The organism is Planobispora rosea (genome assembly GCF_014648175.1).
Classification (GTDB): domain Bacteria; phylum Actinomycetota; class Actinomycetes; order Streptosporangiales; family Streptosporangiaceae; genus Planobispora; species Planobispora rosea.
Genome location: NZ_BMQP01000001.1, coordinates 410,408 through 430,469 on the forward strand (window position 1 = coordinate 410,408; position 20,062 = coordinate 430,469).

The 20,062-nt window shown below is 69.9% G+C and carries 16 protein-coding genes and 1 tRNA gene; 12 read left to right on the forward strand and 5 right to left on the reverse strand.

The window, feature by feature from the left end:
* Positions 1-16: 16 nt before the first annotated feature.
* Positions 17-460 (reverse strand): DUF6703 family protein, encoded by a 444-nt coding sequence (locus tag IEZ08_RS01805; protein ID WP_068922118.1) that lies wholly within the window; start codon positions 458-460, stop codon positions 17-19.
* 320 nt (positions 461-780) lie between these two features.
* Between IEZ08_RS01805 and IEZ08_RS01810 the strand changes: the two genes are divergently transcribed.
* The 5 genes from IEZ08_RS01810 (at position 781) to IEZ08_RS01830 (ending at position 8,331) form a co-directional block, all read left to right on the forward strand.
* The gene (locus IEZ08_RS01810) at positions 781-2,043 is read left to right on the forward strand and encodes a BtrH N-terminal domain-containing protein (protein ID WP_203863188.1); all 1,263 of its coding nucleotides are present in this window, start codon (positions 781-783) and stop codon (positions 2,041-2,043) included.
* Positions 2,044-2,092: 49 nt separating this feature from the next.
* Complete coding sequence (locus tag IEZ08_RS01815; RefSeq protein WP_068922119.1) at positions 2,093-2,371, forward strand: antibiotic biosynthesis monooxygenase family protein; 279 nt, start codon at positions 2,093-2,095, stop codon at positions 2,369-2,371.
* A gap of 201 nt (positions 2,372-2,572) precedes the next feature.
* Positions 2,573-3,958 carry a glycine--tRNA ligase gene (locus IEZ08_RS01820; RefSeq protein WP_068922120.1) on the forward strand — a complete coding sequence of 462 codons (1,386 nt, stop codon included), beginning with the start codon at positions 2,573-2,575 and terminating at the stop codon, positions 3,956-3,958.
* Positions 3,959-4,294: 336 nt separating this feature from the next.
* Positions 4,295-6,937: a pyruvate, phosphate dikinase gene (gene ppdK, locus IEZ08_RS01825; protein ID WP_068922121.1), complete on the forward strand. Its 2,643-nt coding sequence runs from the start codon at positions 4,295-4,297 to the stop codon at positions 6,935-6,937.
* 161 nt (positions 6,938-7,098) lie between these two features.
* Positions 7,099-8,331, forward strand: a complete 1,233-nt coding sequence (locus IEZ08_RS01830) for a deoxyguanosinetriphosphate triphosphohydrolase (protein WP_068922122.1) — start codon at positions 7,099-7,101, stop codon at positions 8,329-8,331.
* Here the strand turns inward: IEZ08_RS01830 and IEZ08_RS01835 are convergent.
* Positions 8,318-9,202: a M23 family metallopeptidase gene (locus IEZ08_RS01835; RefSeq protein ID WP_189241530.1), complete on the reverse strand. Its 885-nt coding sequence runs from the start codon at positions 9,200-9,202 to the stop codon at positions 8,318-8,320. The two genes, IEZ08_RS01830 and IEZ08_RS01835, sit on opposite strands and share 14 nt — an antisense overlap.
* A 192-nt stretch (positions 9,203-9,394) precedes the next feature.
* On the opposite strand from IEZ08_RS01835, the gene dnaG reads away from it, so the two are divergent.
* The 6 genes from dnaG to IEZ08_RS01865 all read left to right on the forward strand — a co-directional run bounded on the left by dnaG (position 9,395) and on the right by IEZ08_RS01865 (position 17,059).
* Positions 9,395-11,242, forward strand: coding sequence for a DNA primase (gene dnaG, locus IEZ08_RS01840; RefSeq protein WP_189241509.1), 1,848 nt, complete (start codon positions 9,395-9,397; stop codon positions 11,240-11,242).
* Between the two features lie 185 nt (positions 11,243-11,427).
* The gene (gene rpoD, locus IEZ08_RS01845; RefSeq protein ID WP_229802847.1) at positions 11,428-12,531 is read left to right on the forward strand and encodes an RNA polymerase sigma factor RpoD; all 1,104 of its coding nucleotides are present in this window, start codon (positions 11,428-11,430) and stop codon (positions 12,529-12,531) included.
* 217 nt (positions 12,532-12,748) lie between these two features.
* Positions 12,749-13,933, forward strand: coding sequence for an iron uptake system protein EfeO (gene efeO / locus IEZ08_RS01850; RefSeq protein WP_189241510.1), 1,185 nt, complete (start codon positions 12,749-12,751; stop codon positions 13,931-13,933).
* Between the two features lie 94 nt (positions 13,934-14,027).
* Positions 14,028-15,236 (forward strand): iron uptake transporter deferrochelatase/peroxidase subunit, encoded by a 1,209-nt coding sequence (efeB, locus tag IEZ08_RS01855; protein WP_189241511.1) that lies wholly within the window; start codon positions 14,028-14,030, stop codon positions 15,234-15,236.
* A gap of 24 nt (positions 15,237-15,260) precedes the next feature.
* Positions 15,261-16,574 carry an MGH1-like glycoside hydrolase domain-containing protein gene (locus IEZ08_RS01860; RefSeq protein WP_068922127.1) on the forward strand — a complete coding sequence of 438 codons (1,314 nt, stop codon included), beginning with the start codon at positions 15,261-15,263 and terminating at the stop codon, positions 16,572-16,574.
* Positions 16,575-16,597: 23 nt separating this feature from the next.
* Entirely contained in the window at positions 16,598-17,059 is a 462-nt protein-coding gene (locus IEZ08_RS01865) for a hypothetical protein (RefSeq protein ID WP_189241512.1), read from the forward strand.
* A 191-nt stretch (positions 17,060-17,250) separates the two neighbouring features.
* Here IEZ08_RS01865 and IEZ08_RS01870 read toward each other — a convergent pair whose 3' ends face one another.
* Positions 17,251-17,526 carry a YtxH domain-containing protein gene (locus IEZ08_RS01870; RefSeq protein WP_068922129.1) on the reverse strand — a complete coding sequence of 92 codons (276 nt, stop codon included), beginning with the start codon at positions 17,524-17,526 and terminating at the stop codon, positions 17,251-17,253.
* Between the two features lie 189 nt (positions 17,527-17,715).
* On the opposite strand from IEZ08_RS01870, the gene IEZ08_RS01875 reads away from it, so the two are divergent.
* Positions 17,716-17,788, forward strand: a tRNA-Asn gene (locus tag IEZ08_RS01875).
* A 91-nt stretch (positions 17,789-17,879) separates the two neighbouring features.
* On the opposite strand, the gene IEZ08_RS01880 is transcribed toward IEZ08_RS01875, so the two are convergent.
* Positions 17,880-18,140, reverse strand: a complete 261-nt coding sequence (locus IEZ08_RS01880) for a tyrosine-type recombinase/integrase (RefSeq protein WP_068922130.1) — start codon at positions 18,138-18,140, stop codon at positions 17,880-17,882.
* 570 nt (positions 18,141-18,710) lie between these two features.
* Positions 18,711-19,514 (reverse strand): YoaK family protein, encoded by an 804-nt coding sequence (locus IEZ08_RS01885; protein ID WP_189241513.1) that lies wholly within the window; start codon positions 19,512-19,514, stop codon positions 18,711-18,713.
* Positions 19,515-20,062 lie beyond the last annotated feature (548 nt).

Here is a 20,062-nt window from a genome sequence, read left to right on the forward strand (position 1 = left end):
TCAGGAGACGCCGTCCTCAGAAGGCCCCGAACCGGTCGGCGGCCAGCAGGAGCAGGAACGTCAGCAGCGCGACCCGCAGGATCCGGCCCTTGGCGGCCAGCGACGGCCACGACATGTAGGCCAGCCACCCGACGAACGCGGCCACCACGAGCGCAGCCAGGCCTCCCCAGAAGGACGGCACCGCGAAGCCGGCCAGCAGGAGGATCACCAGGACCACCGGGACGATCCAGCGCGGGAGCTGGAAGAGGAAGACCATGGGCGTCGCGCTGAGCCGCTCGATCCTCTTCCGCAGGCCGGTGGCGTCCGGTGTGAAGAACTGCTCGCCCGCAGGGAGCGGGCGGCGCCGCCCGGAGCCCCGGACGGGTGCCGTACGGCCCCGCGAACGGCCCGGCGCCGGACTCTGGGCGAGAGGATGCGCGGGCCGCGCGGGGCGGTCGTCGGAGCTGCTCTTGTCGGCCACGGCCAGAGCCTAACGCCGGGGCGCCCCGCGCGGCAGCCGCTTGTCCCCGGGCCGGGCGGAGGCGGGCCGCTCGCGGTCCCGGGCCGGGGCGGTGCAGGGAGCGTGCTTGTCCTCGTGCCGGGCCGTACGTAGACTCGGCAGCGGCGAATTCCGGCGCCGAACCTCCTTGATCGGGTACCCACGCTGCCCGTGATCCATGGAGGCAAAGGGGACATGCGCGCCTTCGGAAGACTGCGGGTCCCGTGTGCCGACCGATGTCGCGGCGGGCTGACCGGCAGGCGTGGGCTGGAGGTCGGCCGGATGCCGCGAGCGGAGCCACCATGACCAGCAAGAAGCAGCTCAAGTCCCGGATCCGGGAGCGCATGGCCAAGACCGGCGAGAGCTACACCGCCGCCCGCCGTCACGTCGTCGAGCGGCCCGAGACGCCCGCCGACGGTTCCTGGACCTTCCACGGCGGGCGCCACCCGGGCAGCGCGGCCATCGCCAACGTCCTCGCCAACCGGGGCGCCGCGATCGGCGAGCCGCTCGTCTTCCTCGCCGGGGGCGGCCTCGGCGCCGGATACATCCTGTGGGAGTTCAAGCACGACGGCAGCCGCCACGTCGTGCTCGGCTTCAGCAACCAGTGGCAGTACCACGACCGCTGGACGGCCAAGGCCCTCGACCGGCTCGGCGTCGCCTTCACCGCGCACACCACCGCGGGGGCCAAGGGCGCGGCGAAGCTGCTGGCCGGGGAGCTGGACGCCGGGCGCCCGTGCATCGTGCTGCCCGACCGCTACCACGTCGGTTACTGGGGCTTCCCGGAGAGCATGGACGGCTACGGCGGGCACCCGGTGGTCGCCTACCGGCGCGACGAGACGGACGTGTTCGTCGACGACCGGGGGACGGTCCCGATCCGGGTCCCGCACGCGCGGATGGACGCCGCCAGGGCCCGCGTGTCGTCCTACAAGAACATCACGCACGTCCTGGAGCCCGCGGAGATCGGCCCCGAACGGCTGGCCGAGGCCGTACGGGAAGGCCTGCGCGACGCCGCCGCCCACCTGAGCGCGTCCTCCGACTCGTTCTCCCTGCCCGCCTGGCGCAAGTGGTCGCGGTTGCTCGTGGACACCCGCAACGCCAAGGCGTGGCCGAAGGTGTTCGCCGACGGGCGGGGCCTGGCCGGGGCGCTGCTGTCGGTGTGGGAGGGCGCCGAGCCGGTCGGCACGGACGGCGGGAACCTCCGCGACCTGTTCGCCGACGGGCTGGACGAGGCGGCGGACCTGCTCGGCCTCCCCCTGGGGGAGCCGGCCCGGGAGTTCCGCCGGATCCACGGCCTCTGGCACGCCCTGGCCGAGGCGGCCTTCCCGTACGACGTCCCGGAGTTCGCCCGGATGCGGGAGCTCACCGCCGCGATCCGCGAGTCCCTGCTCTCGGACGGCACGGCGGGCGACGAGGCCGCGGAGCTGTGGGAACTCCGGGCGGAGGTGGACCGGGTCCCGCCGATCAAGGACGTCGAGGACCTCTTCGCCGACCTGAGCGGTCGTCTCGCGGAGATCTACCGGGCCGAGACGGAGGCGGTCGCCGCCCTCCGGGAGATCGTCTCCTGACGCGGGCGGCGCGGAGAGACCCCGGGGGAGCGTCTGGCATGCTGGGCGGATGCTCGCTCTCATCCGTTATTCGGTGCCGCCGGGACAGGCCGAGGAGTTCCTGACCCGGGCGCACGAGATCGTCGACACCCTGGCCGCGCAGCCGGGCTACGTACGCGGCCGGGTGTCGAGGTCGGTGGACGAGCCGGAGCTGTGGGCGCTGGTCAGCGAGTGGCAGGGCGCCGGCTTCTACCGGCGGGCGCTCGGCGCGGCGCGGATGGCGATGTATCCGCTGATGACACTGATGATCAACGAGCCCAGCGCGTTCGAGGACGTCGAGCGTCCCTGACCCGCGCCGCGGCCGGCCGCGACCGGCGGTGGGGGCGGGACGGCGGGCGCCGGCGGGTGGAGCGGGGGAAGGCCGGCAAACCGGGCGCCGGCGGGTAAGGCGGGAGGGATGGCCAATGCGCGCGACCGCCCGTCCCGGCCTCCCCTAAGCTGGTCTCGACCAATTCCTCGCCGACCTCCAGCCGGATGGAGATTTTCCCTTATGGCACGCCGTACGGACATCATGGACACCATCGTCAGCCTCGCCAAGCGACGTGGGCTCGTCTATCCCTCCAGCGAGATCTACGGAGGCCTGCGCGCGTCGTGGGACTACGGTCCGCTGGGCGTCGAGCTGAAGAACAACGTCAAGCGCGAGTGGTGGAAGTCCATGGTCCAGGGCCGGGAGGACATCGTCGGCCTCGACTCGTGCGTCATCCTCGCCCGTGAGGTGTGGCAGGCCAGCGGCCACGTCGACACCTTCACCGACCCGCTCACCGAGTGCCAGTCGTGCCACAAGCGCTACCGCGCCGACCACCTCGAAGAGGCCTACGAGGACAAGCACGGCAGGCAGCCGGCCGGCGGCCTGGCCGACATCACCTGCCCCAACTGCGGCACCAAGGGCTCCTTCACCGCGCCCAAGCAGTTCAGCGGCCTGCTGAAGACCTACCTCGGCCCGGTCGAGGACGAGTCCGGTCTGGCCTACCTGCGGCCGGAGACCGCGCAGGGCATCTTCATCAACTACCTCAACGTGCAGCAGTCGGCGCGCAGGAAGATCCCGTTCGGCATCGGCCAGATCGGCAAGTCGTTCCGGAACGAGATCACCCCGGGCAACTTCATCTTCCGCACCCGCGAGTTCGAGCAGATGGAGATGGAGTTCTTTGTCAAGCCCGGCACCGACGAGGAGTGGCACCAGTACTGGATCGACGAGCGCATGCGCTGGTACGTCGACCTGGGCGTCAACCCGGACAATCTCCGGCTCTACGAGCACCCGAAGGAGAAGCTGTCCCACTACTCCACGCGGACCGTCGACATCGAGTACCGCTTCAACTTCACCGGCAGCGAGTGGGGTGAGCTGGAGGGCATCGCCAACCGCACCGACTACGACCTGTCCACGCACTCGAAGGTCTCCGGCACCGACCTGAGCTTCTTCGAGCAGGACACCGGCGAGCGGTACGTCCCCTACGTGATCGAGCCCGCGGCCGGTGTCGACCGCACCGCGCTGATGTTCATGATCGACGCCTACAGCGAGGACGAGGCCCCCAACGCCAAGGGCGTCATGGAGAAGCGCACGGTCATGCGCCTCGACCACCGCCTCGCGCCGGTCAAGGTGGCGGTGCTGCCGCTGTCGCGCAACGCCGACCTGTCGCCCAAGGCCAAGGACCTGGCCGCGCAGCTGCGCCGGCGCTGGAACGTCGAGTTCGACGACGCGGGCGCGATCGGCCGCCGCTACCGCCGCCAGGACGAGATCGGCACGCCGTTCTGCGTCACGGTCGACTTCGACACCCTTGAGGACCAGGCCGTGACCATCCGCGAGCGTGATTCGATGAGCCAGGAGCGGGTCGCCCTCGACCAGGTGGACTCCTACCTCCGTCAGCGCCTCAACGACTGACGGTCCGCACGCCGTACGGCCCGCGCCCCGATCCGGGACGCGGGCCGTTCTGCTGTGCCGGGTCGCGGTGCCGTACCGGGAGTGGGGCCCTGAACCGGCCGTGAACACGCTTGAATGATGAGGAAATTGGTGTAAACCAATTGGTTTATACCAATTCTTGGGGTGATCGATATCACTCTTACTTTGAACCGAGTTTCCAGTGGATTAGACCGCCGAGTAGGGCTTGACGTGCTCAAATGGTCACCTGCCTGGTAAGTGACGTTTCGGTTGGTTATTCATCGGTAGAGTCCGGGGGAGGCGGAAGCGCACGTCATTTGAAGTCGCAAAGGAGCAGCCGTGCCCAAGTATGTTTACGACTTCACCGAGGGCAACAAAGATCTCAAAGATCTGCTCGGCGGTAAGGGGGCCAACCTGGCCGAGATGACCAATCTCGGGCTGCCGGTCCCTCCCGGTTTCACCATCACCACCGAGGCCTGCCGCCGCTTCCTCGCCGACGGCGCGCTGCCGCCCGGTCTGCAGGAGGAGATCGACACGCACCTGGGCGCGCTGGAGGGCCGGATGGGCCGCCGGCTGGGCCAGGCCGACGACCCGCTGCTGGTGAGCGTGCGCTCCGGGGCGAAGTTCTCCATGCCGGGCATGATGGAGACCGTCCTGAACATCGGCCTCAACGACGAGTCGGTGCACGGCCTGGCCAAGCAGGCGGGCGGCAACGAGCGCTTCGCCTGGGACTCCTACCGCCGTCTCATCCAGATGTTCGGCAAGACCGTCCAGGGCATCGACGGCGAGCTGTTCGACGAGGCCTTCGAGGAGCTCAAGAACGGCCGTGGCGACCTCGACCTGGACGCCGCCGAACTGCGCGGCCTCGTCGAGACCTTCAAGGGCATCGTCCGCGCCGAGACCGGCCACGACTTCCCCGCCGACCCGCGCGAGCAGCTGCGCATGGCCATCACGGCCGTCTTCGAGTCCTGGAACGCCCCGCGCGCCATCCTCTACCGCCGCCAGGAGCGCATCCCGGCCGACCTGGGCACCGCCGTCAACGTCTGCACGATGGTCTTCGGCAACTGCGGCATGGACTCCGGCACCGGAGTCGCCTTCACCCGCGACCCCGGCACCGGCCACCAGGGCGTCTACGGCGACTACCTGCAGAACGCCCAGGGCGAGGACGTGGTCGCGGGCATCCGCAACACCATGTCGCTGCAGGACCTGGAGGGCATCGACAAGAACTCCTACGACGAGCTCATGCGGATCATGGAGAAGCTGGAGAACCACTACCGGGACCTGTGCGACATCGAGTTCACCATCGAGAACGGCAAGCTCTGGATGCTGCAGACCCGGGTGGGCAAGCGCACCGCGGGGGCCGCGTTCCGCATCGCCGTGCAGCTGGTGGACCAGGGCCTGATCGACCTCGACGAGGCGGTCAACCGCGTCACCGGCGACCAGCTGGCCCAGCTCATGTTCCCCCGCTTCGCCAAGGACGAGACGCGCACGCGCATCACCAAGGGAATGAACGCCTCCCCGGGCGCCGCCGTGGGCAAGGCCGTCTTCTCCTCCGAGCGGGCCGTGGAACTCGCCGCCAGGGGCGAGGACGTCATCCTGGTCCGCCGCGAGACCAACCCCGACGACCTCGCCGGAATGATCGCCGCCAGGGGCGTCCTCACCTCGCGCGGCGGCAAGACCTCCCACGCCGCCGTGGTCGCCCGCGGCATGGGCAAGACCTGCGTCTGCGGCGCCGAGGAACTGGAGGTCTCCACCAAGGAGCGCCGGTTCACCGCCCCCGGCGGCGTCGAGGTCGCCGAGGGTGACGTCATCTCCATCGACGGCTCCACCGGCGAGGTCTTCCTGGGCGAGGTGCCCGTGGTCGCCTCCCCGGTCGTGGAGTACTTCGAGGGCTCCTGCGCCGAAGAGGACGAGCTCGTACGGGCCGTGCACCGCGTCATGACCCACGCGGACTCCCTGCGCCGCCTGGCGGTGCGGGCCAACGCCGACAACGCCGAGGACGCCGCCCGCGCCCGCCGGTTCGGAGCCCAGGGAATCGGCCTGTGCCGTACCGAGCACATGTTCCTCGGCGAGCGCCGCCGGCTGGTCGAGGACCTGGTCCTGGCCGACGCGGACGACGAGCGCGAGCGGGCGCTGGCCGCGCTGGAGCCGCTGCAGAAGGCGGACTTCATCGAGATCTTCCAGGCGATGGACGGCCTGCCGGTGACCATCCGGCTGATCGACCCGCCGCTCCACGAGTTCCTGCCGGACTACACCGAGCTGTCGGTGAAGGTCGCGCTCGCCGGCGACCGGGCGGAGGCGAAGGACCGCAGGCTCCTGGCCGCGGTCAAGCGCCTGCACGAGCAGAATCCCATGCTGGGCCTGCGCGGCGTACGGCTCGGCCTGGTCATCCCCGGCCTGTTCGCCATGCAGGTCCGGGCCATCGCCGAGGCGGCCAAGGAGGTCCCCGGGACCCGCGCCGAGATCATGATCCCGCTCGTCGGCGCCGTCCAGGAACTGGAGCATGTCAAGGACGAGGCGACGAAGATCCTGGCGGAGGCCGGGGTCGAGGCACTGGTCGGCACCATGATCGAGGTGCCGCGCGCCGCGCTGACCGCCGGTCAGATCGCCGAGGCCGCCGAGTTCTTCTCCTTCGGCACCAATGACCTCACCCAGATGACCTGGGGCTTCTCACGCGACGACGTCGAGGCGGCCTTCTTCTCGCGCTACCTGGACCTGGGCGTCTTCGGCGTCTCCCCGTTCGAGACGCTGGACCGCGACGGCGTGGGCAGGCTGGTACGGCTCGCCGCCGAGGAGGGCCGCCGCACCCGGCCCGACCTCAAGCTCGGCATCTGCGGCGAGCACGGCGGTGACCCGGAGTCGATCCACTTCTGCCACGAGGCCGGCCTGGACTACGTCTCCTGCTCGCCGTTCCGCATCCCGGTCGCCCGCCTGGAGGCCGGTCGCGCGGCCCTGGCGAGCGGGGGCTCCGACACGCGCTGACCCGTGACGCGCGACCGTGCTGACCCGTGACGCGCGGCCCGCACCCCCTTCCCCGGGCGCGGGCCGTGTGCTTCCCGGTCCCGTGGGTACTCGCGGCTCTCCAAGTGTTTGCCGACCGTTCGGCATGGACTGTCCTTATCGGGGATAAACTCACTGCACTTATGCATCGCTACGATGAACGCGACCAGGCCAGATGGGCGCCGGAACCGCCCGGCAACCCGGAGCGGGGCCCGTTCGAGCGCGATCGGGCGCGCGTGCTGCACAGCGCCGGGCTGCGGCGGCTGGCGGCCAAGACACAGGTGGTCGGGCCGGGGGAGACGTTCGGCAGCGGGCAGCACGTCCCGCGCACCCGGCTGACCCACTCCCTGGAGTGCGCGCAGATCGGCCGGGAGATGGGCGAGGTCCTGGGCCGCGACCCCGACCTGGTGGAGACCGCCTGCCTGGCCCACGACCTCGGGCACCCGCCGTTCGGGCACAACGGCGAGGCCGCGCTGAACGAACTGGCCGCCGGATGCGGCGGGTTCGAGGGCAACGCGCAGAGCCTGCGCCTGCTGACCCGGCTGGAGGCCAAGGTCCTCACCGAGGACGGCCGCAGTGCCGGGCTGAACCTGACCCGGGCCTCCCTGGACGCCGCGATCAAATATCCCTGGACCGCCGAGGCCGGCCCGAAATACTGCGCGTACCCTGACGATCTGCCGGTCTTCACCTGGATCAGGGAGGGCGCCCCCGCGGGGCGCGTCAGCTTCGAGGCGCAGATCATGGACTGGGCCGACGACGTCGCCTACTCCGTGCACGACCTGGAGGACGCCCTGCACTCCGGGGCCGTCGGGCTGAAGACGCTGCGCGACTCCGCCGAGCGCCGCGACGTGTGCGCGACCACCCGCGTGTGGTACGCCCAGGACGCCGGGCCGGGCGAACTGGAGGAGATCTTCACCCGTCTGGTCGCCGAGCCGTTCTGGCCCCGCCACTTCGACGGCTCCCACACCGATCTCGCCGCGCTCAAGCACCTGACCAGCGTCCTCATCGGCCGCCTCTGCCGGGCCGCCGAGACCGCCACCCGGGAGGCGTACGGCACCCGGGCCGGACGCTACGACGCCGAGCTGGTCGTGCCCCGGACCGTCCGGCTGGAGTGCGCGGTTCTCAAGGGGGTCACCGCGCACTACGTGATGACCCGGGAGGAGCACAACGCCAACCAGGCCAGGCAGCGGGAGCTCATCCGCGACCTGGCGGACCTGATCATGCGGGGCGCCCCCGGCACGCTGGAGCCCGTGCTCCGGCCCGCCTTCACCCGGGCGGACGACGACGCCGGGCGGCTCCGGGTGGTGATCGACCAGATCGCCTCGCTCACCGACACCTCGGCGGAGGCCTGGCACGAGCGGCTCACCGGCCGCTGAGAGGGCTCGTCTCCCCGCCGGTCACCACGTCGGGGGCGTCCGGGGCGTCCTCCGGCTCCGTCGGCCGCTCGGTGGGCTTGGGCATGGACTTGGGCTTGCACAGGGTCGAGCACCGCGGCGTCGCCCCGGTCCGCGCCATGACGGCCCGCACCTCCGCCGCGGGGGACAGGGTGGGGTTGCCGTGCAGCCAGGCGCTCAGATAGTCCCACGGCTCGACCATGCCGCGCCGTACCCACCACAGGGAGGGATCGGTCTTCCAGGAGATCGCGAAGTAGAGGTTGCTGGCGGTGTCGCGGGCGTTACCGGAGTTGCCGATCCGGCCGAGGGTCTGGCCGGCGCCGACCCGGGCGCCCGGTTCGATCCCCGGCTCGACCGCGTCGAGATGGCCGCCGAGGTAGAGCACGCCGTCGTCGCCGAGGACCGTGACGAAGCGGCCCTCGCGATCCTGGCCCCGGTCGGTGGACGGCGCCCACCGGTTCCTGGTGTTGACCTCGTGGACCACGCCGCTGACCGGAGAGACGAACGCGCACCCCTTGGCGGCCCAGATCGTGGTCTTGGGCAGCACCAGCAGCCTGCTCTGGTAGGAGACCCTGCAGCCCTTCACCGGGAAGGCGTAGGTGAACTTCGAGACCTTCGGCGGCGGCATGAGGACCGGGCTGGGCCCCTTGGGGATCGTCACCGGGGCCCGGGCCGCGGGAGTCGGGGTCGCGGCCGGGAGCGTCGCGGTGACCGAGCTCTGGGCCGCGGCCGAGTCCGCGGGCGCCGGGGGCTGCGTGCTGATGCCGGCCACCCCGCCGGGCGACGCGCACGCCGCCGTGACCAGGATGGTCCCGGCCGCGGTGGCCAACCGTGTTGTATGCCCCGATCGCATGGTGTCCACCCGCATAAGGTATCGATAATCCGCCTTTACCTTTGTATCCGACCTCCTCAACGGCCACGACCGGTTCGGCCAAGTCGTTCTGCGCGCACCGGGATCGGAACGGGAACAGGTGGGAGGCGGAGCGGGAACAGGCCGGGGCGGGGGACGGGCGGGTCTGTCAGGGGACGGGATTAGACTCACGGCGTGGCAGGCCGGATCAGTGACGAGGACATCGCGCTCGTGCGAGAGCGCTCACCGATCGCCGACGTGGTGGGCGAGCACATCCAGCTCCGCAACGCCGGGGGCGGCAACCTGAAAGGGCTGTGCCCCTTCCACGAGGAGAAGACCCCGTCCTTCAACGTCACCCCCGCCCGCGGCTACTGGTACTGCTTCGGCTGCACCGAGGGCGGCGACGTCATCACCTTCATCCGGAGACTGGAGCACCTGTCGTTCGGCGAGGCGGTGGAGCGGCTGGCCGGCCGCGCCGGGATCCGGCTCCGCTACGAACAGGGCGGCTACGTCCCCGGGCGGGAGCAGGGCGAGCGCAGCAGGCTGATCGAGGCGCACCGGGCCGCCGCGGAGTTCTACGCCGCCAAGCTGACCGACCCGGAGGCCGCTCCGGGGCGGAGGTTCCTGGCCGAGCGCGGGTTCGAGCGGGCCGACGCCGAGCGGTTCGGGGTGGGCTACGCGCCCGCCGAGTGGGAAGCGCTCTCCCGGCACCTCATGGCACGGGGGTTCACCGCCGCCGAGCTGATCAAGGGGGGGCTGGCCAAGGAGGGGCGCCGGGGGCCGATCGACCGCTTCCGGGGGCGGCTGATCTGGCCGATCCGCGACATCACCGGCGATGTGATCGGTTTCGGGGCGCGGAAGCTGAACGACGCCGAGGACGGGCCGAAGTACCTCAACACCCCCGAGAGCCCGCTCTACAAGAAGAGCGAGGTCCTGTACGGCGTGGACCTGGCCAAGAGGGAGATCTCCAGACGCTCCCAGGCGGTGATCGTCGAGGGGTACACCGACGTGATGGCCTGCCACCTGGCGGGGGTGCCGACGGCGGTGGCCACCTGCGGCACCGCGTTCGGCGCCGAGCACATCAAGGTGCTGCGGCGGCTGCTGCTGGACCAGTCCGGCTCTCAGGGCGAGGTGGTCTTCACCTTCGACGGCGACGCGGCCGGGCAGAAGGCGGCGCTGCGCGCCTTCGCCGACGAGCAGAAGTTCGTCACCCAGACCTACGTGGCGGTGCAGCCCTCCGGGCTCGACCCCTGCGATCTGCGGGTCAGGCACGGCGACGCGGCGGTGCGCGATCTGATCGCGAGCAAGGAGCCGCTGTTCGCGTTCGCGATCCGCAGCGTCATCTCCCGCTACGACGTGAGCACCAACGAGGGGCGGCTGTCGGCGCTGGACGCCGCCGCGCCGATCGTGGCCGGCATCAAGGACCGGGCGTTGCGCCAGCTGTACGCCGTCGACCTGGACCGCTGGCTCGGGTTCAACAACGAGCGGTTCGTGATGGAGCGGATCGCCGAGATCGCCGGTACGGCCGCACGCCAGGCCCAGCCCGCCGGTCCCCGGCGGGTCGCCGAGCTCGCCGACCCCGGGGTGCGCACCGAGGCCGAGGTGCTCAAGCTCGCCGTGCAGCGCCCGGCGCTGCTCGGGGCCCGGTTCGACGGCGTCGGGCCGGAGGCGTTCACGCTCCCCGAGCACGTCGCGCTCTACAAGCTGATCCTGGAAGTGGGGGGAGCCGCGGTGGCCGAGGCCGGCGGGCGCGAATGGGTGGACCGCCTGATCGCCGCCGCGGGCGAGGACCTGCGGGGGATGGTGACCCGGTTCGCGGTCGAGGAGCTGCGCGTCGACTCCGCGGTCGAGGACCGGTACGCCGCGGGCCTGCTCGCCGCCCTGGAACTGGTCTCGGTGAACCGGGCGATCGAGCAGCTGAAGTCGCGGCTGGAGCGGACCGGCGCGGGCGAGTCGCCGGAGGAGTACAACCGCCTGTTCGCCGAGCTGTTCGAACTGGAACGGGAACGGCGCACGCTGAAGGAACGCGCGGCGGGAAGCTGACCACGCAATCGGCTTTAATTTCCTGAATCCCTTTCGGCCAAACCTTTATAAGATCTCGTTTTGATAATGATCCACGCCTTACCTTCGGTGACAAAAATAGGTCTGCCGTTTTGGGTGACAAATACAGCAGACTGTGTCCCGTGGGTACATCGGTGCTGCCAAGTGGGCCGCCTTCGGTAGACCAGGTGGCCGACCTCGTCGCGAAAGGAAGGGAGCGCGGCAGTGTCACCGTCGATGACGTGGCCGCCGCTCTCGACAAATCCGAGCTGCCGTCCGACGCGCTCGAACGCGTCGTCCGGATGCTCGCCGAGAACGGAGTGGAGGTCCTCGAGCCGCAGGGTGACGACGAGACCGCCAAGTCCGAGGAGGAAGACGCCGGTAAGCGGGCGCCGACCAGTGACCTGGTCCGCATCTATCTGCGGGAGATCGGGCGCGTGCCCCTGCTCACCGCCGAGGAGGAGGTGGAACTCGCCAAGGCCATCGAGGCGGGACTGTTCGCGGAGGACAAGCTGACGAGCGTCGCCTCGCGGCTGGCCTTTCCCGAACTGGCCGAGCTGGCCTGGGAGGGGACGCGCGCGAAACAGCGGTTGATCGAAGCCAATCTCCGGCTGGTCGTCTCGATCGCCAAGCGTTATGTGGGGCGCGGGATGTTGTTCTTGGACCTGATCCAGGAGGGCAACCTCGGCCTCATCCGGGCGGTCGAGAAATTCGACTACACCAAGGGTTACAAGTTCTCCACTTATGCCACGTGGTGGATTCGCCAGGCGATCACCCGTGCCATCGCCGACCAGGCCCGCACCATCCGTATCCCGGTGCACATGGTGGAGACGATCAACAAGCTGGTCCGGGTCCAGCGCCAGCTCCACCAGGACCTCGGCCGCGAGCCGGCGCCCGAGGAGATCGCCCTGGAGATGGACCTGCCGATCGACCGGGTGATCGAGATCCAGCGCATCGCGCAGGAGCCGGTCTCCCTGCAATCGCCCATCGGCGAGGAGGACTCCGACCTCGGCGACTTCATCGAGGACGCCGACGCGGTCGTGCCGATGGAGGCGGCCGCCTTCATCATGCTGCAGGATCAGCTCGACGAGATCCTCGCGACGTTGTCGGAGCGGGAGCAGCGCATCATCCAGCTGCGCTTCGGCCTGGCCGACGGCCACCCCCGGACGCTGGAGGAGGTCGGCCGGGAGTTCGGCGTGACGCGTGAGCGCATCCGTCAGATCGAGTCCAAGACGCTGGCGAAGCTGCGCCACCCGACGCGGGCCCAGATGTTGCGCGACTACCTCGACTGAGGCCGGGCGCCCGGCTGAGACCGGGCGCTCCGCCGGGACCGGGCGCTCGACCGAGACCCGGCACGGACCATGCCGATGGCCCGGGATTCCCCCGGGCCATCGGCATGGGACGGCCCCGACTCCGGCCCCGGCTCCGGCTCCGGAGAACCCTGGTGGAAATCCTGAGGTTAGGGAAAACTCATTTAGGGATGCCTAACCGAATAAACAGGAGTTCCCCATGCGCCCCGCTCTCCGTTCTGGAGCCGCCTTCGGCCTTCTCGCCCTCGCCCTCACCGCGTGCGGTTCGGGCGACGACGGCGCCGACGGCGGCTCGTCCAGCGGCAGCGGCAGCGCCGCCGTCGCGTCGCAGCCCGCTCCGACCGGGAAGGTCGTCGAGACCGTGGACGTCGCGGCCACCGACACCACCTGCGTCCCGGCCGAGACCGCGCTGCCCGCGGGCGTGATCAGCTTCAAGCTCACGAACAACGGCAAGGAGCCCACCTGGCTCTACGTCTTCCGCGCCGACAGGACCGTGGTCAGCGAGCGGGCCAACATCGCTCCCGGCGCCACCGCCGACCTGGTCGTCGAGCTCCCCGCGGGCGCCTACCATGTCGCCTGCAAGCCCAACCACGAGGGCGACGGCATCCGCCAGGACATCACGGTCTCCGGTGAGCTGGCCGCCGAGGCGGACCCGCGCGTCACCCGCGCCGTCGACGACTACCGCGCCTACATCGACGAGCAGGTCGACGACAGCATCGCCAAGACCGAGGACTTCGTCGCCGCCGTCAAGAAGGGCGACGTGAAGAAGGCCAAGGACCTCTACGCTCCCAGCCGTGTCGGCTGGGAGCGGATCGAGCCGGTGGCCGAGGCCTTCGGCGACGTCGACCCCAAGGTCGACCTGCGCGAGGCCGACCTGGAGGAGGGCGCCGAGTGGACCGGCTGGCACCGCCTGGAGAAGGCGCTGTGGAAGGAGCCGGGGACCCTCAAGAAGGAGGCCAAGTACGGCGACCGGCTCCTCGAGGACCTCGACGCGCTCAAGAAGAAGCTGCCCACCGCCGAGATCACCGCGAGCTCCATGGCCAACGGCGCCAAGGAGCTCCTCGACGAGGTGGCGACCGGCAAGGTGACCGGTGAGGAGGAGGCCTTCTCCCACACCGACCTGTGGGACTTCAAGGCCAACGTGGACGGCGCGCAGAAGGTCTACCAGCTCCTCACCCCGATCGTGATGGAGAAGAACCCCGCGCTGGTCACCACCCTGGACACCGAGTTCGCCGAGCTGAACACCCTGCTGGGCAAGTACGCCGAGGGCGACGGCTTCGTCGCCTACACGGAGCTGTCGCCGGAGCAGGTCAAGGAGCTCGCCGACGCGGTCAACGCGCTGGCCGAGCCGCTGTCCGGCCTGGCCGCGGTCGTCGCGGGCTGACCCGCGTCGCGGACCCGGCCGGGATCTCCACGGGGACCCCGGAGGGTTCGACGGGTTCGGTGGGTCCGCGGGAGAGAGGAACGAGGAGGGGCACATGGCCGATTTCAGCCGTCGCGGCGTCCTGGCCGGTGCGGGACTGGCGGTGGGCGCCGGGGCCGCCGCCGGGGCAGGTCTGATGCGGCTCACCGAGACCGAGACCGAGACCGTCCGCGCGGCCGCCCCGGGCGGCCCGATCCCGTTCCACGGCCCGCACCAGGCGGGGATCGCCACCCCCGTCCAGGACCGGCTGCACTTCGCCGCCTTCGACCTCGGCACCGACGCGCCGGCGGAGGCAGCCGAGCTGCTGCGCAGGTGGACGGCGGCGGCCGTGCGGATGACCGCGGGGCAGGAGGTCGGCGGCGGGGCGACCGGGGCGGAGCTGGCCCCGCCGGACGACACCGGCGAGGCCCTCGAACTGCCCGCCTCGCGGCTCACCCTGACGGTCGGCTTCGGTCCGTCCTTCTTCGAGAAGCTGAGGCTGCCCGCGCCCGACCGGCTGAGAGAACTGCCGCGCTTCCCGGCCGACAAGCTCGATCCGGCCCGCAGCGGCGGCGACATCTGCGTGCAGGCGTGCGCCGACGACCCGCAGGTCGCCGTGCACGCCGTACGGAACCTGGCGCGGATCGCCTTCGGCACGGCCTCGGTGCGCTGGTCGCAGCTCGGGTTCGGCAAGACGTCCTCGACCACGCCGCAGGCGCAGACCCCGCGCAACCTGATGGGCTTCAAGGACGGCACCCGCAACATCGCCGGGACCGACCGGGCCGCGCTGGACGCCCACGTCTGGGTGGGCCGGGAGGGGCCCGAGTGGCTGCGCGGCGGGTCCTACCTGGTGGCCCGGCGGATCCGGATGCACATCGAGACGTGGGACCGTACCTCCCTGAAGGAGCAGGAGGACATCTTCGGCCGGACCAAGCGGGAGGGCGCGCCGTACGGCGCCGCCCGCGAGCACGACCCGGTCCGGCTGGACCGGCTCCCCGCCGACGCCCACGTCCGGCTGGCCCACCCCGACTCGCTGGGCGGGGCGACGATCCTGCGGCGGGGCTACTCCTTCACCGACGGCAGCGACGGCCTGGGACGGCTGGACGCGGGCCTGTTCTTCCTGGCCTACCAGCGCGATCCCGAGAAGGGCTTCATCCCCATCCAGCGGGCGCTGGCCGCCCGGGACCCCCTCAACGAGTACATCCAGCACGTCGGATCGGGCATCTGGGCCTGTCCCGGCGGAGTGCCGGCGGGATCCTTCTGGGGCGAGGCACTGTTTTCTTAGCCGATAACGGCGCAGACTGGACGGATGGAGGCGCGGCCGGCCGTAGACGACGCCGCGCTCGGGCGCGAGGCGTGGTCCGTGCTCGACGCGAACCGGACGGGGTCCGCCACCGTGCCCGCGCCCGGCCTCTATCCGCACCAGTGGAGCTGGGACTCGACCTTCGTGTCGATCGGGGTGGCCCGCTGGGACACCCGCAGGGCCGCCGCCGAGCTGCTCAGCCTGCTGTCCGGGCAGTGGCGCAACGGTATGGTGCCGCACATCGTCTTCCACCCCGCCCACGCCGAGGCGTACTTCCCCGGCCCGTCCGTCTGGCGCTCCCACGACCACCCGGCGGCCCCCGGGGACGTCCTCACCTCCGGACTGACCCAACCGCCCATGCACGCCCTGGCCCTGTGGCAGGTGTGGCGGTACGCGGTGAACCGGGACGAGGCCGCCGCCCTCGTCCGGCGGATCTACCCGATGCTCGCCGCCCAGCACGGCTACCTCGCCGTGACCAGGGACCTGGGCGGGGCCGGCCTGGCCGCGATCGTGCACCCGTGGGAGTCCGGGATGGACGACAGCCCCGCCTGGGACGAGCCGCTGGAGGCGCTGCCCGCCGTCCGCTACGCCTACCGGCGCGAGGAACTCCCCGAACGCCACCCCGACAGCCACCACGACCGCTACGTGTGGCTGGCGCTGCGTTACCGCGACTCCGGCTACGACGGGTCGTATCTGCGCCTGGATCACCCGTTCGCGGTCGAGGACCCGCTGTTCAACGGGATCTGGCTGGCCTCCTGTCACGCGCTGGCCGAGCTGGCCCCGGCGGCCGGGGCCGACCCCCGGCCGCACGAGGAGGCCGCCGCGCGCATCCGCGAGGCGCTGCTGGACCGCCTCTGGGCCGACGGCCTCTTCCACGCCCGGGACCTGCGCGGCGACCGGCTGATCCCGGTCCGCACGATCGGCGGGTTCGGGCCGCTGCTCGATCCCGGCCTGCCCGGCGACCGGGTGAACGGGCTGCTGGACACGCTGGAGTCGCCCCGCTTCATGGGCGCGGCCGGGTACCCGGTGCCCAGCTGTGAGATCCGGGCGCCCCAGTTCGACCGATCCCGGTACTGGCGGGGGCCGTCGTGGGTGAACACCAACTGGCTGCTGCGCCGGGCGGCCGCCGTACACGGCCGGCCGGACCTTGTGCGGCAACTCGGCACGGCCACCCTCCGCCTGGTACGGCAGGCGGGGTTCCGCGAGTGCTTCGACCCCTTCGACGGCAGCGGCCGGGGCGGCCGGGACTTCTCCTGGTCGGCGGCGCTCACCCTCGACCTGCTCGCGGACGCCGAGGCGGCGGAGGCGGCGGAGGCGTGAGCGGGCTTGAGTAGCGTGGAGGGATGAAGCTCTTCAACCGCACGCCCGCCGAGGTCCGGGCGGCCGTCGACCCGGCCGACCGGGTGCTGACCTACGCCCGGGGGCCGGACGGCTACGTGATCGCCACCGACCACGCGCTCTATCTCGGCGGGACCAGGCTGCCGTGGTTCCAGGTGGACCGCGGCGTGTGGGACGAGGAGGGGCTGACGGTCGTGACCACGGCCGGGCTGACGCATCGGGCTCTGCTGCCCGAGCCGGGGCGGGTGCCGGAGGCCGTACGGGAGAGGGTGACCGCCTCGATCCTGGTCAGCCAGTATGTGCCGCTGGACGTGCGCGGCGGGGTGCGACTGGTGGCCCGGCGGGCGGAGGACGACCGGACCGTGTGGGAGTTCGTCTTCGACGAGGGACTCGACTCCACCGATCCCGGCCTGCGGGCGCTGGCGGAGCAGGCGCTGGAGGGAGTCCGGCGGAGTTTCGGCGTCTGAGGGCTCCGGTGCCCGAGTGCTCCGGCGTGGAGGGATCCGGTGACTGAGCGCTCCGGTGCGTGGGAGTGCCGGCGTCCGGGAGGCCCCGACGGCATGGAAGGGCGGCCCCGCCCGGCGTCAGCGGGCGGGGCCGCCCTTCCAGCGGTGTTCTCCCCGGTGGGGCGGAGGTGTCGTCGCCCCGGGGCGTCACCTCAGTAGGGTGAGGCCGTCTTCACCTCGTCCGGCCAGCCGGTGCCGGTCTCGTCGTGCGACCCGTGGGAGCCGGGCAGGTGGCTGGCCACCTGCTCCTTGGCCATCGTGGTCACCCGGGAGACCTGCGCGCCGACCAGCCCGGCGGCCTCCTGCACGGACGGGTTGTCGGTCACCCGCTGGGCCATCCGCTTGATCTGCTCGTAGCGCTCCCGGCCGGCTCGGGTCCCCATGACGTACCCCACCGCCAGGCCCGCGCAGAACATTACTCGGTACATCTCTACCTCCACAGGCGTGCTCAAGCCGGACCCTACCCACGGATCGCGCTTCCTCTCCGCCCTCTCCCAGGTCTTCGGCTCGGACCTACCCCGGAGGTTCCGATGCGACACGGACTCCCGGAGTGCGCTAATCTATTCATGCGCCGCAGGGAGCGGGGAGAAATCCCCGGTCAGGCGGGGCGCGCACGATCCCGCGTAGCTCAATCGGCAGAGCAGCCGGCTGTTAACCGGCAGGTTATAGGTTCGAGTCCTATCGCGGGAGCTTGGCAAAGCTTGGGAACATAAAGCTCAGGCCCTCTACCTCGACCGAAGGTAGGGGGCCTGAGTCGTTCCGGGAGCCACCAGGGGAGCCACTACCCGGTTTGATCACCGTTGCCGAAGACGGCGTCCATCGTCTCGGCTCCATGGACGATGACCGGCCTGATCTGGTGCCGGTAGACGGTCTGCGTGGTGCTGGGGGTCGAGTGGCCGACGAGATCGGCGATGCGTTCCACCGAGACATCCCCGTCGCTCAGGATCGACACGAACGAGTGCCGTAGCTCACGCACCTTCCAGCGGTCTCCGATGCCCGCCTTCTTCGTGATGACGCGCAGACCGCGCATGGGATCGGGCATGCTTCCGTCCTCGCGGGTGAAGACAAGACCTTCATCCCGCCACGCCTCACCAGCGGCCAGGCGTTGCGCGTTCTGACGGGTCCGGTGCCGCTTGAGCTCTTCGACCATAAAGCGGCCCTGACCGGGCCGCACGCGCCGCCGACTCGGCGCGGGCCGGGCTCCCGCTCGGGCTCACGGCCCGACCCGCCAAACGCCGGTCGGCTGGCGCGGACGAGGGACAGGGCCGCCAAGTTTGAGGCGCACTGCTCGGGTCACGGGGTCGCGCCCGCTAGGCGCATGCGGACGTAGGCCCCGGCGGGCGTCACGGCATGCCTCCGGCGGGGGTCTCCGGCTCCGGGCATGGCACGCGATCTTGCTCACCGTAGGTGACTGAGCTGGAAAGGGGCCTGCCCGCCTGCCGTCGCCCCAGGACAAGCCCTAGCAGACCAGCCGCGGGGCCGCCCACACTCCATCACGAACCTGTCACCGGGCGCGCGGCCGGGGCGGCTCCGAGGCTGGCCCGCTACCTGTCCGGGTGGGACGACGGCAGACGGGCAGGCCAAGCGGCGAGGGTAGCAAGATGAATGTCTCTCACTGCTTACGAGGGTGATAGCACTGCCAAGTATCTGCATCCTTGTCCTTGACGGCGATGAGCCCTGGTTCGCGGTTCTGCCAGATGCAAACGACGTTCTTATCAATGCCCATCTCGCAACGCCATTCCTTCGCTTCATTATTTTTCCTGTATCTGATGCTAGGGTTGTCCTCGAACTTGTACTGGCAAAATCCCTGCATGTCCTTTATTCCCTTCCCGATGGACTTGCCCTTCTTGTCTACGCATATACCGCTCTCCAAATCCTTGGAGTCTGTGTACTTGAGGATCAAATCCTCTCTCTTGTGTTGCCAGTTGCATACCTCTTCTTCTCGAATTGTAAAATAGCATGTCTCATTCGATTTGCCGTTGAAGCCGGATGATATACAGTATTCTGCTATATCCAACCCCTTGCCGACTTTCACGGGCTCGGCGAAAGATATTGGCGAGGGTGGCCTATAAAGATATCCTGAGGCGATTGCTACCACTGCAAAGGAAAGAAGAAATCCCCAGAATCTCGGGCGTCGCCAAAAGGTCTTCCGTGGCGACCTGGCAGGCTGTTCGTCGTCGGCAGAGTGGAGCACGGTCCATCGAGTTGATGCGACGGTTGTCAGGACGCTGGCGCCTGCAGCCAGAAGAACGGCCACCAAGGCCCTCAGTCCCATCTCCAGGTTGGGGGGAATGACTCCGGTAGGTATTAATGCCTGGGACCCCACCGTCAGCAGGCCGACGAGTAAGTGGGCTCCCAATACCACCAGCCCTCTCCGGGTTGCCTGGCCGCCCTTCCGGTCGTGGGTCTCAATCATGAGATGATCTCCCCGCGATATCCGATGTGCAAGTCTGGTCTATGTGTCATATATTGCACGGTGCAGTTAGATTCTGTGCGCTCTGGGTCGAGATGAAATTAAAATGCACCTATATGCTCTATCCGATTTACTGGGATAAAGACACTCAAAACGCCAGGTTCCGTGATCCTCATATCTGTTCCACGCCGAAGAAGTCAGGAGTCAATTCTCCGTCCTGATCCCCCGGCTGTCAGCCTGAATGCGCGATAGGAAGAAGACTGGAAGGGGAGCCAAGCTGGGAGCCGCACGGGACGGACGAGCGCGGATCCGAGGGAACTCCCTTGGCCTGCCTAACCTCGGACTCGGATCCGCGTGGACTAATCAACACGGCGTGAAGCTGGTTCGGTGCCTTTGGTGGAGTACTTGGCCAGATAGGCGACCACGGCCTGGTCGTCGAGGGCGTCACCGGAGGCCGACAAGGTAATGGGTCGGATCTCGTGTTGGTCGCCCTAAGAGGGTGACTCATTTGGTGAGTCTGCGGTAGCAGATGAGTGCGGCGGCCAGGGCGA